This is a genomic window from Ewingella allii, assembly GCF_044430645.1.
GTDB classification, from domain to species: Bacteria; Pseudomonadota; Gammaproteobacteria; order Enterobacterales; family Enterobacteriaceae; genus Ewingella; species Ewingella allii.
The window spans coordinates 39,473-56,588 of the sequence record NZ_JAWUDN010000007.1; the positions used below are offsets into that span (position 1 = coordinate 39,473).

A 17,116-nucleotide genomic window follows, 5' to 3' on the forward strand; every position below is an offset into this window, starting at 1 on the left:
GTAATGTCATTTTTGTTCTCTGGATTAAGGAAATCGACGTGCAGAACACTCAACAACAAAGCCGCAGAAATTTTCTCTCAAACACCGCTAAATTGACCGCCGGAGGCGCGCTGCTGGCGACCGGCATGGCTTCGGCTCAGGCAGCAACTCAAAACGCGATGGCTAAATGCGAAGAGAATAACGCAGTCACCTCTCTGTCCGCCGCCCACTACCAGCTGCGCAATGTCCGACTGGAAGAGGATTTCAAGCGCGAAGGGGAGATGATTATCGGCACCCGGACGGCCCTTTATCATCTTGAGATAAAAGACGGCAAAATCATGGCGATTCAACCCGCCAGCGGTGCGGCCGCCAGCACGCTACCTGCTTTTGATGCCCAAGGATTATTGCTGCTGCCCGCCACCCGCGACATGCATATTCACCTCGAAAAAACCTTCTACGGCGGGCCGTGGGAGGCACCGAGGCCGCGTAAAGGCAAGACCATTATGGACATGATCGCTCGCGAGCAGGTGCTGATCCCACAGCTTCTGCCGACCTCGGTTCAACGGGCGGAAGCCATTATTGGTCTGCTGCACTCGAAAGGCACCACGGTGGCGCGTAGCCATTGCAACATCGACCCGGTAAGTGGTCTGAAAAGCCTCGAACATCTGCAAATCGCGCTGGAAAAACATAAAAACGACTTCAGCTGTGAAATTGTCGCCTTCCCGCAGCACGGCCTGCTGCACTCGAAAGTGGACGGCCTGATGCGCGAAGCGATGCAAATGGGCGTCCAGTACGTCGGCGGGCTGGATCCAACCAACGTCGACGGCGCGATGGAGAAGTCACTCGACGCCATGTTCCAGATTGCTCTGGATACCCACACCGGCGTGGATATCCACCTGCATGAAACCTCACCGGCCGGCGTGGCTGCCGTAAAATATATGATAAAAACCGTCGAGCAGAACCCGCAGCTGAAGGGCAAAGTGACGCTGAGCCACGGCTTTGCGCTCTCGACGCTGAAAGATGCTGAGCTGGATGAAGTGATAGACGGGCTGGCCCGCCAGCAGTTTACCGTGGCGTCCACCGTGCCGATTGGCAAGCTGGCAATGCCGCTGCCGCAATTGAGCGAAAAGGGCGTGTTTGTCATGACCGGCACGGACAGCGTGATTGACCACTGGTCGCCGTTTGGCACCGGCAGCATGCTGGAAAAAGCCAACCTTTATGCCCAGCTTTATGGCAACTCTGACGAGTTCGGCCTAACGCGCTCGCTGGCTATCGCGACCGGCAATGTGCTGCCGCTGGACAATAAAGGCACTCGCCAGTGGCCGGCGGTGAATGATAATGCCGAGATGATTCTGGTCGACGCCAGCTGCTCCGCCGAAGCCGTGGCGCGGGTTTCTGACGTCAAAGCCACCTTCCATCAGGGCCGTCTGGTATTCGGCAGCGTGCAAAAAGTCTAACTCCCTCTGCGGGCCGTGGGATGCGGCTCGCAATTTTCTCCGGCTTCATCTTGATCTATACTCTTCTCTCACCGTTTTATGCTGACTGGACGACCAGAGACTCGGCTTCATTGAATAGGGACGACCCTGCGATTAAATAAGGTCAGAATATGGCTTGGGTATATCTGTTATTAGCAGGTTTGTTTGAAGTGGTATGGTCGACGGCGATGAAAGAGTCGCACGGCTTTACCAAGCTGGTTCCGAGTATTGTCACCTTAGTCTTCATGCTGCTCAGCTTCGCGCTGCTGGCTATCTCCATGAAAACCCTCCCTTTAGGCACCTCCTACACCGTGTGGGTCGGCATCGGCGCCATCGGCGCATTCATCCTTGGCGTCACCATGTTTGGCGAGAGCCTCAACCCCATGCGCGTCATCGCCGTACTGCTGATTTTCTCCGGCGTGGTGCTATTGAAGCTGGCGACCAAGTAAACCGAGTTAATTCCATTATTTTGGGTGTTAAACCGCTTTTTGGCGGATAACACCCCATATTTTGGATTTACACCTGTGCATTCGGAAAAAACAGCCCAAACGTAGTGGTGCCTTGGTTGCTCTCCACCCAGCAGCGGCCTTGGTGCAGTTGCATGATTGAGGTGACAATCGACAGGCCCAGCCCGCTGGAGTTTGACGAGTTCTGCCGCGAGGAGTCTGCGCGATAGAATCGGTCGAAAATCCTCTCCTGATGCGATTTAGAAATGGTGTCGCCCTGATTCACCACCTGAATGGTCATGCCTTCGGCCGAAGGGATGGCGTTGATTTCAATCAGGCTGCCCGGCGCGGCGTGGCGCACCGCGTTGGACAGCAAGTTAGCCAGCGCGCGGCGTAACAGCATGGCGTCGGCAAACAGCGTGCCTTCGCCACTCACCTGAATCTGAATATCCCGGTCGGCGGCCAAGTCCTCAAAATAGTCACAAAGCCGCCTCATGTCCTGCGTGGCGTCCAGCAGCGTACGCTCAATCTCAAGGTCGGGTTGCTCGGCCTGCGCCAAGAACAGCATATTGTCGATCATTCGCGACATACGCTGAAGCTCCTCAAAATTGGACCCCAGCAGCCGCCGGTAATACTCATTTTCGCGCGGCGCGCCGAGGCCTACCTCAGTCTGCCCCAGCAAAATGGTGATCGGCGTGCGCAAGTCGTGGGCCATGTCGGCGCTCACCTGCTTCAACTGCTTAAAGCCGCGCTCGAGCCTTTCCAGCATGGCGTTAATCTGATCAATCAGGGTATCCAGCTCGGTCGGGGCATCATCTTTGGTCAGCCGCGATGACAGGGTGCGGGTGCCAATTCTGGCGGTTCTCTCCGCCAGCCTGCGCAGCGGCGAGACGCCGCGACGGGCAAAAATAAACGCCAGAACCACAGATATGGCAGCCATCATCGAAGCAAACAGAATGATGTAATTACGGTACACATCCAGAATGTGGGTCCTATCGGTCAATACCCGGCTGGAGATGATCTCCAGCGGCACTAAATCGTTGGAAGAGGGGCTGGTGGCGGCCATATAAATCATCGGCGTGCCGTCGGCGGTCTGGGAGTGATGCACCGCATTCAGCGACAGCCGCTGCTCGGCGGAAATCGGCGTGACCTGCGGGATCGGGCGTTTGAGCGGGTTGACCTCTAACAAGGTCGGGCCGCCGACATAGCGGATCACCAGCAGCGACTCGGTGTTGCCCAGCATATTGGCGAACAGGTGCGGCTTCTCATGGATCAGCTGACGGGCGTCCAGATCCCTCAAAAGGGTGCCTATCTGGTCGACACGCGACACCAGCGCCGCGTCGTCCCTGAGCGTCAGTTGATAGCGCAACGCGTAATACAGCGCGCCGCCCATGACGGTAAAGGCCACAAAAGAGAAGGCCGCCAGCAGCACCGCCAGGCGAAAAGTGAGGGAGATGCGTCTCATGGCTCAGCCTCACAGCGATAGCCAACGCCGTGTATGGTGTGTATTAACTGGGTGTCGAAAGGCTCATCGATTTTCTGCCGTAATCTTCTCACCGCCACATCCACCACGTTGGTGTCGCTGTCAAAATTCATGTCCCACACGCGGGAAGCCAAAAAGGTACGCGACAGTACCTCCCCCGGATGTTGCAGGAAACAGACCAGCAGCTTGAACTCTTTGTTGGTCAAGGTGATGCGTTTGCCGCCACGCTCACAGCGGAATTTTTCAATATCTACCAGCAGATCCGCCAGCGTCAGCACGTCACCGGACTGCGGCTGGCCACGACGCAGAATGATGCGAATGCGCGCCAGCAGCTCGGCGTAGGAGAAAGGCTTAACCAGATACTCATCAGCACCCAGCCCCAAGCCGCGCAGGCGGTCTTCCAGCGCACCACGGGCACTGAGAAACAGCACCGGCGTCTGGCTGTGGATGCGCAGACGCTCCATCACCGTCCAGCCGTCCATCTCTGGCAGCATGACGTCCAGCAGGATCAGGTCATAAGCGTTTTCCCGCGCCATGTGCAGGCCGTCGATGCCATTCGCCGCCCAGTCTGCGGTGTAGCCCGCTTCATTAAGGCCATTGCGCAGATACTCGGCGGTTTTTTCTTCGTCTTCAACGATGAGAATTTTCAAGCAGCGTCAAACCTCGAATACAGGAGCAAAGGGCGCACGCGGCGCCCAGTTCTCATCATGATGATGGAGTAAAACTCAGTAACCCGGCACGTGCGCGGCTTTCATAATCAGGTTCGCCACGGCTTCCGGCTGGGAAATCAATGAGACATGGCTAGATTTTAGCTCGATCGTCTGCGCGTGCATACGTTTCGCCATGAAGCGTTCGAGATCCGGGTTGATGGTGCGGTCTTCGGTCGAGACAGCATAGTAAGTTGGCTTAAATTCCCAAGCCGCGACGCTGGTCTTGGCCATGGTAATGGCGCGGCCCATAGGCTGCTGCACGGCGTAGTAAGCCTTGGCTTCTTTCTCCGGCAGGTCACCAGCAAAATCATGCACAAAGGCCGATTCGCTCAGGGCACCAAAATCGCTGTTCCACTGGATACCGGCAGAGGCTGGCGCGGCTGGGAATTTCTTGGTCAGCGCCGGGTAGTCTTCACCCGCAGCCGGAGCGCGCGCGGCGATATACACCAAACCTTTCACTTCTGGCTCGTTGCCCGCCTGGCTAATCACCATGCCGCCGTAGGAGTGGGCGACCAGGATCACCGGGCCGTTTTGCAGCGCCAGCGCGCGTTTCACGGCGGCAACGTCGTTATCCAAAGAGGTAGTTGGGTTCTGCACCGCAGTGACGTGCAGACCTTTAGCTTGTAGCAGCGGAATAACTTTACCCCAGCTGGATGCGTCAGCGAACAGGCCGTGAACCAACACGATGTTGGTCACTTCGGGTTGAGCAGCGGCAGGCTTGCTGGTATCCGCCTGAGCAGTAGAGAGAGACATGCCAGCCAGAACCAGTGAAGCGATAAGTGACAGATTGCGTAATTTCATTATAAATCCCCTTGGCAGTGTGTGATGACACTCTAGCAAGCAGGGGCCAACAAAAGGCTGACGAGAAAATGACAAAAGAATGACAACAAGGCGAATCGCGATCAGTTAGGCCAGCTTATTTTTACTTCATCGGATTATTTGGGCTATGTTAAATCCTGTAAATCCACAGGTTACTCAGCAGGATAATGATGAATCCAAAGGTGTTGTTAGTCACTGGCTCCAGCCGGGGCATAGGGGCCGCCACGGCGATATTGGCGGCAAAACGGGGTTACGCCGTCGTTGTAAATTACGTCAATGACCAGCAGGCCGCTTTTAAGGTTCGCGATGAGATTTTAAGTCTTGGCGGTCAGTGCATCGCGGTGCGCGGCGACGTCTCTAACGAGCAGCAGGTCAAAGAAGTCTTCGCCACCATCGACAGCCAGCTTGGGGCCATTACTCATTTGGTGAATAACGTCGGGATCCTAAAGCAAAAAATGCCGATGATTGAGATGGACGGAGAGCGTTTCCAGCAGGTACTGCTGACTAACGTGATGAGCCACTTTTACTGTTCGCGTGAAGCGATAAAACGCATGGCGCGGTCCAGAGGCGGCGCTGGCGGGGCGATTGTCAATGTGTCCTCCGGCGCATCGCGCAGCGGCTCGCCGTTTGAATATGTGGATTACGCCGCCTCCAAAGGCGCGGTGGACACCTTCACCGTCGGGCTGTCGAAAGAGGTGGCGGCTGAAGGTATTCGCGTCAACTGCGTGCGCCCCGGAGGCATTTATACCGATATCCACGCCGACGGCGGCGAGGCGGCACGGGTTGACCGCATCGCCAAGAATTTCCCGATGCAGCGCGGCGGCACGCCGGAAGAGGTCGCCAACGCCATTCTTTGGCTGCTGAGCGACGAGGCCTCCTTTGTGACCGGCAGTTTTACTGACCTGTGCGGCGGGGTATAGAGGACCGACACAGCAAGGTGAAGTCGATGCCAATCACTTTACCTGCATCATCTCCTTTATTGTTCGCCCAATGAGTTGCATCGCTTGCTGATGAATCTCCGTCAAAGGCTGCGAGTAATTGAGTCGCAGACAATTACGGTATTTACCCGATGCCGAGAAGATGCTGCCCACGGCGACGCGTATATTGTGTTCCTCAAGCAACTTATTCAGCCGCTGAGTATCAAGCTGCTTATCCAGCTCAATCCACAGCATAAACCCGCCCTGTGGCCGACTTACCCGCGTTTCACAAGGAAAGTATTGATTGACCCAGCCGGTCATGATCCTCAGATTCTTTTGATATTGGTTACGCATACGCCGCAGGTGCTGCGAATAATGGCCCTGCTTAATAAAATCAGTTACTGCAATTTGGGTCAAAGAGGTGGTTCGACCCGTGCTGATATATTTCATGTAAAGGCAGCGATCGTAATAACGACCGGGGGCCAGCCAGCCAATGCGTAGCCCAGGCGCGATTGTTTTAGAAAACGAGCTGCAGAGTAAAACGCGGCCATCTTCATCAAATGAGCTAATGGTGCTGGGGCGAGGGTACTGATAGGACAGGTCGCCATAGACATCATCCTCAATGATGGCGATGTCATGGGACTGCGCGAGGCGCAATAACGCCTTTTTGCGCTCATCTGGCATATTAAACCCCAAGGGGCTATTGCAGTTTGCCGTGAGCTGGATGGCTTTGATTGGCCACTGATTCATGGCCATTTCGAGAGCTTCAATACTGATACCCGTCACGGGATCCGTGGCAATTTCCAGCGCTTTTATGCCATTGCCCCTTAAGGTTTGCATCACACCATGGAAGCTTGGGGAATCTACAGCGACGATATCCCCTGCCTGACAGACTGAACGAATAGCAATCGACAGCGCCTCATGGCACCCCGTCGTAATAATGATATTGCTGGCATTGATATAATTGCCGCTATCAATCATCAGCCGGGCAATTTCTTCTCGTAACTTCTGCACGCCAAAAATGCTGTCACTTTGAAAAGCCTCGAGATTTTGATGACGGCTAACCCGTGATAACGCCAAATTAAGGGGTTTAAGCGTCGGTGGAGAGATATCCGGCGTCCCCCTGTAAAACTGAATGGCGTCAGACATCCTCGGCGAGGTGATCAAGTCTAAAACTTGATCCCACTGAGAAATATCTACAGGCCGCTGTGCGGGCCGGCAGACGGCGGGTAACGCTGCCTGAGCTCGACGCTTAGTCGCAGGTTGCCCGTCGCCGTCTGCCGGGAATGTCACGAAATATCCGGATTTTGGGCGGACTTCCACCAGCATTTTGTCTTCCAGTACGCGGTACGCCTGTTGCACGGTACTGATGCTTACACTGTGCTCGCTACTCATATTCCGAATAGAGGGAAGTCGGTCGCCCGCCGGGTAAAAACCCTGCTCGATGCGTTCGCTCAATACGTTGACCAGATAGTCGTAACGCTTCATTCATTACTCTCCATTTTTTGAAGATTAAAACAGTACAGATTTTTCAACTTTTGGACGATATCTGTCACAAAAATGGACGCCGTATTGATTAAATTTTCAAAAACTGAGTCTGTATTGCCGATCAGCTTTCTTCCATATTATTGCCACAGGGTAAATGGGGTAAGCAAGATGAAAAAGATGATGAAAGAGCGCCAATATTGTGACCATATCTGTGGAGGCAGCGCGGGCTCGTTGAGTACAACAAAACAACCTGCGGCAGTGATGAAACCTCAAAAACAGTCGTGGTTAAGCAGGCTTAAAATGGCTTTACGGCAGCAAAAAGCGGGGAAAGTTAAAAACCTCTCGCACCCAACTATTGAAAGCCTTTCCGACAGCCAGCTGCGTGATATTGGCTTATCCAGAGATGAGCTAGATAAGGAGCAGAACCGCACCGGCTGGCCAGACTTGCCTCAGGGAATAAAGTAATGCTCAAGGGGCGGATTGACCTGCTACGCACTCGCCTTTCATCAAGTTAAAACAGGTTTAGGGGTAAATTCTGAGGGACAACAAGTCGCATCTGAAACTCCTGTTGACTCACTCTATATTTCGACTATTCTAGAAATATAGTTTTAAAGGAGGCGTTATGGATCTCAACACAGCGGCCAGTGCGTTAAAAGAGCTTGGTCATCCTACACGACTGGCTGTCTACAAGGCGCTGGTCAAAGCCGGGCACGGCGGGTTGCCGGTCGGCGAGTTGCAGGCGCAGCTGGATATTCCGGCTTCGACTCTGAGCCACCACCTCTCGGCGCTGTTAACCGTCGGGCTTATTCGCCAAGAGCGACAAGGCCGCACGCTTTTTTGCCTGCCACAGTATCAGCGACTTGAACAACTATTGGTGTTTCTGGTCGAGGAGTGCTGCTCGGGGGAAGGGGGATGCGACATTCGATTGCCAACAGATCTAGGAGGAAAATCCAATGGACATGCAGATGAATAATTTGGATAAACAACTTTTTGACGCGCCGATCACCGCTGAGAAGCTGACGGCAGCCCAGCCAGCACACCCACCGCGCATACTGCTGCTGTATGGCTCAGTGCGTGAGCGCTCATTCAGCCGGTTTGCCACTGAAGAGGCAGCGCGCCTGCTGGAGGCAATGGGGGCCGAGGTCAAAATTTTCAATCCGTCCGGCCTGCCCTTGCCCGATGATGCCCCAGAAACCCATCCTAAAGTCGCCGAGCTGCGCGAGCTGGTATTGTGGTCAGAAGGCATGGTCTGGTGCTCGCCAGAACGCCACGGCGCGATGACCGGCGTAATGAAGGCGCAGATTGATTGGATCCCGCTGTCAATGGGCGCGGTACGCCCGTCTCAGGGCAAGACGCTGGCGGTCATGCAGGTCAGCGGCGGCTCTCAGTCGTTTAACGCCGTCAATCAAATGCGCATTCTGGGTCGCTGGATGCGGATGATCACCATCCCCAATCAGTCATCGGTGGCCAAAGCCTGGGCAGAGTTCGATGAGGAAGGACGGATGAAGCCTTCAGCCTATTATGATCGTATTGTCGACGTGATGGAGGAGTTGATGAAGTTCACCGTGCTGACGCGCGGGAACGCCGACTATCTCACCGATCGCTATAGCGAGAGAAAGGAGAGCGCCGAGCAGCTTTCGGCCAGAGTGAATCAGCGGAGCATATAAAAGCCGCTGAAAATATTGGGTCGAGCAGCCTGACTTTCCCCATGCAATGATAGGGTTAACCCCCACACAATCCAGTGAGTAGGTAGCAAAGTGAACATTTCAGCGAACCATGAATGTTTCCCAAATAGGTTTTGCACGTCTAATCACTGACTATGCGACCTTCGCTTACCTGTGCGATGTCTACGTGCTTGAAGAATATCAGGGGGAGGGACTTGGGCGATGGCTGATTGAATGTGTTCATGCTCATCCGGTGTTTGAGAAACTGCACCGGATCATGTTGTTCACCACCACCGCCCCATGGCTGTATGAAAAGTTAGGCTATGAACCCGCCAATAGAGAAAATTATGCATGGACCATTACCCGCCCTGATATCTACACCCGGAGTGAGAATCAGAAGTAACGGTCCGTCACAGAAAGCATGTCAGTAACCTCTGGCGGGCGGTGATCCGCCTGCACTGCTTCACCACTTTTACTATCCGCTAGCTTATTCCCCGTCTGTCCAAGTTCCAAATGGCGTATCCAGATATCGACGTCCGCCAAACTAGATATTTCTTAATCCAACAAAGTGAATGTAATTTATAAGAAAAAGGCCATATGTAAGCCATTTCCTACATCCTTTGTAGGATCGTCTTATTACCGACACATCTAAAAAATGACAATATCTCTTCGTTCTGAAGTGGCGGTGTGCGCATCGAATATCGCCTCCGTCATAACGTTAAGCACTTTTACAGTGGAAATAACACGAACCTGTTATCTGAAGTCTAATTATTAGGTGTGCTTGCAGTATAAGGCCAATAATTTAGCTGATTTTATAAACGTTCTCTCGCAGCGTATGGCTATGTATCAGCGATACTCGTTCTTATTTTTAATTCCACTCAGATAAATATTACACCGAATACTCGGTGGGGTATTGCTCGCCTTAAAGAAATCAGGAATCAATATGAACAAAGTCTTTAAAGTTAAATGGAATAGCTCCTTGCAACGTTTTGATATTACCTCAGAATTGACCAAGGGAAAAAGCAAATGCTCAAGCGGCAATTCTAAAAAAACCGGCGTGCAATTGCGTCACGCGGGAATATTATCCATGACTGCATTAGCGCTGGGGCTTACTGCACCCGCAATGGCAGCAGAGATAGAAGTGGATGCGTTTGACTCTAAAGACGGCGGGCATGTTCAATCGATTACGGGTAACGATAAATTAATTAGCAGCTCTTGGAACAATATTGCCGCGGGCGATCCGGGTTACATCCGTATGTCCGTACGCGAGGCGATCCTTCAAGGAAAATTACGTGATTTGGATAGCGGTGCAACCCTAGCGGACCTGGATAAAGGCAATTTGGTCACCGGCCAGATGGTGGGTTATGACTACTATGACGCCAATATTGGCAATGTCGCGACATTTCAGGGCTACAATAACAATGAGTTGAAGATGGCGAACGTGCTGGACCAGTCGATTCCTTTGGCTTATGCCGTAGGGGTAGATGGCCAGTATGTCGATCGTAATTTAATTCAGGTTACCGGTGGTGGAACGCTTGATGTGTCAGTCGGTGATAGTTCAGGTAGCGACTGGTTTAATGATCCTAATAACCGCCTTAAACTCTACATGAAAGGTGATGCCAGCTCTTCTGCTGTCTCTTCAGTATTTAAAGTTGGCGTAGCTTCAACCATTGATTACAACAGTAAAACGGTTGTGCACCTTGGTAATTTTAATAATCAGGCTAAAAATATTGGCGAATCTATTCTCAGCGTAAGAACTGGGTTTAATGGCAGCTTTGATAGCGTATTAGGTCCGCAGACGGTTAATACCATTGATGACCTAAAAAATTATAACAGCGCACTTATCGCCGCGATCCAAAGCGGCACTCTCGCACCTGAAAAATATGTTGAAGAGTTTAATAAAGCTATTCCAACCTCGGGCCGAATGGTCTATGTCGATGCGGTTATTGATCAAGATGACGCAGCGAGCCAGTACGTTAATTATCAACGCGTAGCTTATATTCACGGTGACGGCGGTACGGTGAATATTGCCAGCGATGCTTCTATTCAAGGCTACTCAACCGATAGCTCCATTGTCAGGCTTGATAATGGTGGCGTGCTGAATAACTACGGCAGCTTGGGGATGTTTAATAGTACCAGCGCAGGGTCAATGGTTGTCAGCGCCAGAAATGGCGCGGTCGTTAATAACTATGGCGTAATTGATGCGGGTACCAATGCCGAAATGGCCGGATATACGGTCAACGGCGCCAACGCTATCGTTTTCCAGGGGCACAATGAAGGCATAGCGGCCAACAACGCGACGGTAAATAATCAGGGCGTGATCAACGTCGCGCCCAACGGCAGCTATGTCTCCAACGTTGGCGTCTACCTGTTCAACAACGCCGTGATGACCAACACTGGAAACCTGAATGTTTCAGCGGTAGAAAGGGCCACTTCGCCGCAATACAGCGGGAAATTTACCGTTGGCGTGCAGCTGAACGACGTCGGCTCCAAATTGATCAATGAAGCCGACGCTGAACTCTATTTGGGCCGCGAAGCACAGCGCGATCTCAGCTCTGCTTCGGTTGATATCTCCTCCGCGGCTCCGGGGAGCAGGCTGGTCTATGTTAAGCAGGGCCTGTTCACCAATAAAGAAAACGGTCTGCTTACTCTTGGCAGCAAGACACAAGGCAGCTATGGCGTTGTCGCAGAAGGCGCAACCAGCAATGTCGAAAACAGCGGCTTTATTACGATTAATGGCGCCGCTGACGGCGTTGCAGGGGCCGCGCCATTGCAAAACGTTGGCATCATGGCGGCTCTAGGCGCGTCCAACGTCGTTAACGCTAGCACGGGTAATATCCTCCTTAATGGCATTAACTCCGTTGCGATGATGGCAAAATCGGCCGTTGCTGATGCGCTAGACAGTGCCGTGCGCAATGCGGGCACTATTACGGTTAATCGTGGAGTGGATCCTACGACCAAAACAGCCAACTACGGTCTGTGGGCCGACGGCGCGCGCGCGACGGTTGCCAACGCCGGCTTGATCGATTTGAAGGGCGACGGTGCCGTTGGTGCCCACGCTCGCAATGGCGGCACCATTGAGGTGGACGGTGCTGGTGAAATGAAATTCGACGGTCTTAACCAAACGGGTTACTTCGTCTTGGGGGCCGGGTCGAAAGTGGTGGATAAGAGCACCGGCAGCCAAAACGTGACCACAGAAGGCTCTACGCTTTACCGTATTGATGGCGGTGCCGGCTTTGACGGCGCGGGTAGCACGTCATCCCTTGAAAGCAGTGGTAAGAACTCAACCGCGCTTCTGGTCACCAGTAACGGCCAGACGAGCCAACTTAACACTGGCAATATGAGTATTACCGCCAGCGGTGAAGGCGCGACGGGTATTAAGGTGATGGGGGATGCGCAAGGCACATTATCCAGTGACACGACGCTTTCGCTGACCGGCGCAGGCAGCACCGCGGGCATTGTTGACGGCAGCTATAGCGATATCACCGGCGCGGGCGATCCTAGCTATCGTGGCAACGCCACGTTGACCAGCTATGCCATGCTGGATAACAGCGTGGCAACGGCGGCGAATGCCGTGGGCTTTATTGCCCGCAACGGCGGTACGCTCGACCAAAAAGGCAGTATCAACTTCACCACCGCGGGCGCCACTGGCGTATTGGTTGATGGCGGGACACTGGATAACAGCGGCGATATTCACGTCAACGGCGTTGCCGTAAATATTCAGGGCAGTACCTCAACCGTAACCAATACCGGCACCATTGAAGCCGGTGATGGCGAAGCGGCGATCAAGGTTGGCAATGGCGCGGATCTGGCTCTCGACGGGCTGGGTATTGTAAAAGCCAGCGGCAGCGCACACGGCATTCTGCTTGATACCGGCGCGCATGGCCTGACGGTGAAGGACGCCAGCATCATCATGGATCCCGTAGCCAACGGCAATGCCATCGAAAACAAGGCAGAAATCGCCGGAATCAAACTCGACAACACTCACATTACGGTCGATAACGGCGCCGGTGTACGTACTGCCGCCAGCATGGATGCGAACAACAGTGGCACCATTACGGTCAATGGCAGCGGCACCGGCCTGCTTTTACAGCACGCTGATGGCTCGATAGCCGATGGCGACATGGATATGTCCAACTCGCGTAATTTGGTTATCAATGTTAATCAGGCTTCCGGCAGCGGTATCGTCACGAACCTCAAGGGGAAGGTGAAGTCCGGCGCGAGCGTTAACGTTAATGATGCCGCTGGCGGTCCGGCCCTTAAAGTAGGCGGAACGACTTCAGTGGTTGAACAGAGCGGCCGTCTGGTGTCGAAATCCACCACCAACCCGGTGGTTGACGTCAACAATGGCTACCTCGGCAGCTTCATCAACCGTGGTGACATTATCGCTAACTCAGCCGCGCAGGTCGCACTGGAAATTACCAGTGGCCTGTCAGGCGTGCACTTCGTGAACGCGCAGGGCGGCAATATTATCGGGCAGGTGAATCTCACCACGGCCAACAACCATACGGTTGACTTACAGCACGGCAGCACCGCGACGGATGTGACGAGCGCGGGGGGCAATGACACCTTTAATCTGGTCAATATCGACGCCACTGATAGCAATTTATTCAGCTCACTGAATGCGGGCGCGGGCCATGACAAGCTGAATCTGTTGAACAGCCTGATGACGCTGGCACAAACCGGGAAAACCGTCGCTGGCTTCGAAGAAGTCAATCTGGCCAATAACTCGACTCTCACGCTGGATAACATCCTGCTGCCGTTAGGCGATGCAAAAGACGATGGCGCGGGGACCGGTTTTAGCATTGATGGCGACAGCACTCTGGTGTTGAAGCAGAGCAGTGATACCCAATTTGCCAGCCATATCAGCGGCGCGGGCACAATCGCTGCCAGCACGGCGGGTAACGCTTTCGACTTCACGGCCAACAATGCCATGAACAGTTTCAGCGGGACGCTGGCACTGAGTGATACCACATTCAGCCTCGAAGGTTTAAACACTCAGGCACTGACTAACGCCACTTTGCAGGCAAGCAGTGGTAGCCACACCACCGTCGGCGACGGGACGCAAAATATCGGTGGATTACGTTTTGATGGCGGAACTCTGTCGTTTGACACTGGGACGCCGGGTGAAACCATGGCTAAAGGCATGGTGCAAACCGCGAACTTACTGGATATTGATGGACGCGGTACGGTTGGGATTAACGCCGGCTCGGTGAGTAACACCCCAACCTTGCCACCAGCGACCCTCTCACTACTCCAGCAGGATGAAGGCCAGTTGGGCATTAAACTGGCGGGCAGTGATGTGGCTGTCACAGGCAGCGGCGGCAACTTAGCATTGCGCGACCAGTTCGGTGATCTGATCACCGCGGCGCTGGAGCGCGGCGTCATTCAGGGCGGAGAAACCGTCGCCAACGCTACCTATGACTATCGACTGACCAGCGGCGAGGCGGATGACGGCCTTTATACCAGCTACGGCTTAACCGAACTCGATCTGTTAACGTCAGGCAGTAATGCCTTGATATTGAATGCTTATGGCCAGACCGGTAACTCGGCTGATATGAGCGCGAAGTTAACCGGTGCTGGAGATCTGGCAATTGATACTGGCGTGGGCCAAGTGGTTTCGCTTTCCAACTTGGACAATGACTATCAGAGGAAAACCGATGTGCGCAGCGGCACCTTGTTGATGAATAACGACAATGTGCTGGGCCAGACATCTGAGTTGGCACTGGCTTCGGGCACCGGCTTCGACATGAATGGCCATCATCAGGCAGTGGGCATGCTGAACACCCAGTCCGGCTCGATGGTGAATGTTGCCAACGGCGCGCTAGATATCACCCATGGCGGTACTGTCGATGGCGTGCTGCAAGGCAGTGGCGCACTCAACGTCAATGGCGGCACGCTGGCGATAAACGGCAGTAACGCCGGGCTTACGGCGGCGACGTCCATCGCCTCCGGTGCTGACGTACAGCTCAATAACACTTCGGGCTTGGGAATGGGAAGCATCTCGAACGACGGCTTGCTGGCCATCAAAAATGCCGCAGGCAGCCTGTTTAACAGCCTGAGCGGCAAGGGTGAAACGCAAATCGCCAATGCCAGCGACGTCAAACTGATGGGCGATAATCAACACTTCTCCGGCACCTTCACCACGGATAAAGACTCCGCGCTGACGGTTACGGGTCAAAACAGCCTCGGTACGGCGGCAGTCAGCAATGAAGGTGCCCTGAATCTGGCTTCTGTGGAGAGTTGGACGCTTGGCAATCGCGTTACAGGTAGTGGCATTCTGAATCAAAATGGCAGCGGCGTGGTCACGCTAACTCAGGCAGCGGCGCAATTCACCGGCGACACCCATGTTAACGCGGGTGGCCTGCAACTGGGCAGCGCGGGCAGTGACGTAACGCTGGCTTCGGGTGAACTCAACATCGCGTCTGGCGCAACTGCAGGAGGTTTTGGCGGTACCGCGGGTAATGTGAACAATCAGGGTACGCTATTGTTAGGTGCGCTGAACCCTTTGGCCAGAGCAACGGGCGAAGCACAGACTTTTAATATTGCAGGCAATCTGAACAACGATGGCGAAGCCTCCATCGGGCGAGCAGGTCGCACGGCGGGTAATCTGCTGCACGTTGCGGGCAACTACGCGGGCAATAATGGGCATCTGACTTTTAACACTGCGTTAGGCGACGACAGTTCAGTCACCGACAAAATGGTGGTCGAGGGCGACACTCAGGGCAGCACGCGGGTCAGCGTCAATAATGCGGGCGGCAGCGGGGCCAAAACCCTCAACGGCATCGAGCTTATCCGTGTTAACGGTCAGTCCGACGGCGAATTTGTGCAGGAGGGGCGTATTGTTGCCGGTGCCTACGATTATCACTTACAGCGCGGTGAGGAGGGCAATGCTAATCACTGGTATCTTTCCAACACCTTGAATGAAGGTGGTGGCGGCGGTAACAAACCCGACCCTGAAGTGGTGGAAGTGTATCGCCCGGAATCCAGTGCTTACGCCTCGAACATGGCAGCAGCCAATACGCTGTTTAATACCCGACTTCATGACCGTCTGGGGGAAACCCATTATGTCGATGCGATAACCGGTGAGGAGAAAGTAACCAGCGTGTGGCTGCGCAACGTGGGCGGCCATACGCGCTCGGCGGACAGCAGCGGCCAGATGAAAACGCAGGCTAATCGCTATGTGATGCAAATGGGCGGCGATATAGCCCAGTGGAGCTCAGACGGCGCTGACCGTTATCACCTCGGCGTCATGGCAGGTTATGCAAACCAGAGCAGCAACAGCCGCAATCGCCTTACCGGCGAGAAAGCCGACGGTAGCATCAACGGTTATAGTCTCGGCGTGTATGGAACCTGGCTACAGGACAATGTTGAGAAAACCGGGGCTTATGTGGATACATGGGCGCAGTACAGCTGGTTTAACAACACTGTAAAAGGGGATTCTCTCGCGGCAGAGTCATATAAATCGAAAGGGATAACAGCATCGGTTGAAAGTGGTTACACCTGGAAAGTGGGCGAGAAAAACGATCACGAGAGCTACTACTTGCAGCCTAAAGCCCAGCTAACCTGGATGGGCGTCGAAGCGGACAGTATTCGCGAAGACAATGGCACTCGCGTAGAAGGTTTAGGTGACGGCAACCTTCAGGCTCGCCTTGGTGTTCGCGCCTTCATCAAAGGTCATAGCCAGATTGATGAAGGTAAAAACCGTTCGTTCGAACCCTTTGTTGAGGCAAACCTGATCAGCAATACCCATTCGTTTGGTAGCCAGCTCAACGGCGTTAACGTGACCCAAAAGGGCGCGCGCAACCTTGGCGAACTCAAAGTGGGGGTTGAAGGCCAGATTAAACCGGGCGTGAATCTGTGGGGCAACGTGGCTCAGCAGATGGGCGGCAGTGGTTATTCAGATACCAGCGCCTTGATGGGCATTAAAGTCAGCTTCTGATAGCCATGATTGCGTAAAACGGTGGTTGTTTCTCAAACCTAAAGTGAATCAAGCGCCCTTCGGGGCGCTTTAAATTTATCTCGAAACATGGGCTTACCAAAACATTGCCCTTCTGCCCCCTTCGTTAAATCCCCTTGATCCCAGCTGTAATCCCTTAGTGGCAAAGGGTTTGAGATAGCGTTAAAGACGTCTA

11 protein-coding genes and 2 pseudogenes are annotated in these 17,116 nt (G+C 53.9%); 9 read left to right on the forward strand and 4 right to left on the reverse strand.

Annotation, left to right across the window (positions count from 1 at the left end; all coding sequences use genetic code 11):
* Window positions 1–38 precede the first annotated feature (38 nt).
* Together SBO83_RS15395 and SBO83_RS15400 are read left to right on the forward strand one after the other, a co-directional pair.
* Window positions 39–1,436 (forward strand): amidohydrolase family protein, encoded by a 1,398-nt coding sequence (locus tag SBO83_RS15395; protein ID WP_396132124.1) that lies wholly within the window; start codon window positions 39–41, stop codon window positions 1,434–1,436.
* Between the two features lie 149 nt (window positions 1,437–1,585).
* Window positions 1,586–1,903, forward strand: coding sequence for a DMT family transporter (locus tag SBO83_RS15400; RefSeq protein WP_034795720.1), 318 nt, complete (start codon window positions 1,586–1,588; stop codon window positions 1,901–1,903).
* A gap of 67 nt (window positions 1,904–1,970) precedes the next feature.
* Here the strand turns inward: SBO83_RS15400 and SBO83_RS15405 are convergent, their stop codons facing one another.
* The 3 genes from SBO83_RS15405 to SBO83_RS15415 all read right to left on the reverse strand — a co-directional run bounded on the left by SBO83_RS15405 (window position 1,971) and on the right by SBO83_RS15415 (window position 4,894).
* A complete protein-coding gene (locus tag SBO83_RS15405; RefSeq protein WP_396132125.1) occupies window positions 1,971–3,365 on the reverse strand; it encodes a heavy metal sensor histidine kinase in 1,395 nt (464 codons plus the stop codon).
* Window positions 3,362–4,033 (reverse strand): heavy metal response regulator transcription factor, encoded by a 672-nt coding sequence (locus tag SBO83_RS15410; RefSeq protein ID WP_396132126.1) that lies wholly within the window; start codon window positions 4,031–4,033, stop codon window positions 3,362–3,364. The genes SBO83_RS15405 and SBO83_RS15410 overlap by 4 nt, the downstream gene beginning before the upstream one ends.
* A gap of 75 nt (window positions 4,034–4,108) precedes the next feature.
* Complete coding sequence (locus tag SBO83_RS15415) at window positions 4,109–4,894, reverse strand: alpha/beta fold hydrolase (protein ID WP_396132127.1); 786 nt, start codon at window positions 4,892–4,894, stop codon at window positions 4,109–4,111.
* Between the two features lie 188 nt (window positions 4,895–5,082).
* On the opposite strand from SBO83_RS15415, the gene SBO83_RS15420 reads away from it, so the two are divergent.
* Window positions 5,083–5,832 carry an SDR family oxidoreductase gene (locus SBO83_RS15420; RefSeq protein WP_396132262.1) on the forward strand — a complete coding sequence of 250 codons (750 nt, stop codon included), beginning with the start codon at window positions 5,083–5,085 and terminating at the stop codon, window positions 5,830–5,832.
* Window positions 5,833–5,865: 33 nt separating this feature from the next.
* Here SBO83_RS15420 and SBO83_RS15425 read toward each other — a convergent pair whose 3' ends face one another.
* Entirely contained in the window at window positions 5,866–7,317 is a 1,452-nt protein-coding gene (locus tag SBO83_RS15425; RefSeq protein ID WP_396132128.1) for an aminotransferase class I/II-fold pyridoxal phosphate-dependent enzyme, read from the reverse strand.
* Window positions 7,318–7,485: 168 nt separating this feature from the next.
* Between SBO83_RS15425 and SBO83_RS15430 the strand changes: the two genes are divergently transcribed.
* The 6 genes and pseudogenes from SBO83_RS15430 (at window position 7,486) to SBO83_RS15450 (ending at window position 16,923) form a co-directional block, all read left to right on the forward strand.
* Window positions 7,486–7,782: a DUF1127 domain-containing protein gene (locus SBO83_RS15430; protein ID WP_396132129.1), complete on the forward strand. Its 297-nt coding sequence runs from the start codon at window positions 7,486–7,488 to the stop codon at window positions 7,780–7,782.
* A 157-nt stretch (window positions 7,783–7,939) separates the two neighbouring features.
* The gene (locus tag SBO83_RS15435; protein ID WP_396132130.1) at window positions 7,940–8,290 is read left to right on the forward strand and encodes a metalloregulator ArsR/SmtB family transcription factor; all 351 of its coding nucleotides are present in this window, start codon (window positions 7,940–7,942) and stop codon (window positions 8,288–8,290) included.
* A complete protein-coding gene (gene arsH / locus SBO83_RS15440) occupies window positions 8,271–8,984 on the forward strand; it encodes an arsenical resistance protein ArsH (protein ID WP_396132131.1) in 714 nt (237 codons plus the stop codon). Before SBO83_RS15435 ends, arsH begins: the two co-directional genes overlap by 20 nt.
* Window positions 8,985–9,102: 118 nt before the next feature.
* A pseudogene (locus tag SBO83_RS15445) lies at window positions 9,103–9,384 on the forward strand (GNAT family N-acetyltransferase); the annotation flags it as partial.
* Between the two features lie 540 nt (window positions 9,385–9,924).
* A pseudogene (locus tag SBO83_RS21420) lies at window positions 9,925–10,023 on the forward strand (ESPR-type extended signal peptide-containing protein); the annotation flags it as partial.
* Between the two features lie 45 nt (window positions 10,024–10,068).
* Window positions 10,069–16,923, forward strand: a complete 6,855-nt coding sequence (locus tag SBO83_RS15450; RefSeq protein ID WP_449536235.1) for an autotransporter outer membrane beta-barrel domain-containing protein — start codon at window positions 10,069–10,071, stop codon at window positions 16,921–16,923.
* Window positions 16,924–17,116: the final 193 nt, after the last annotated feature.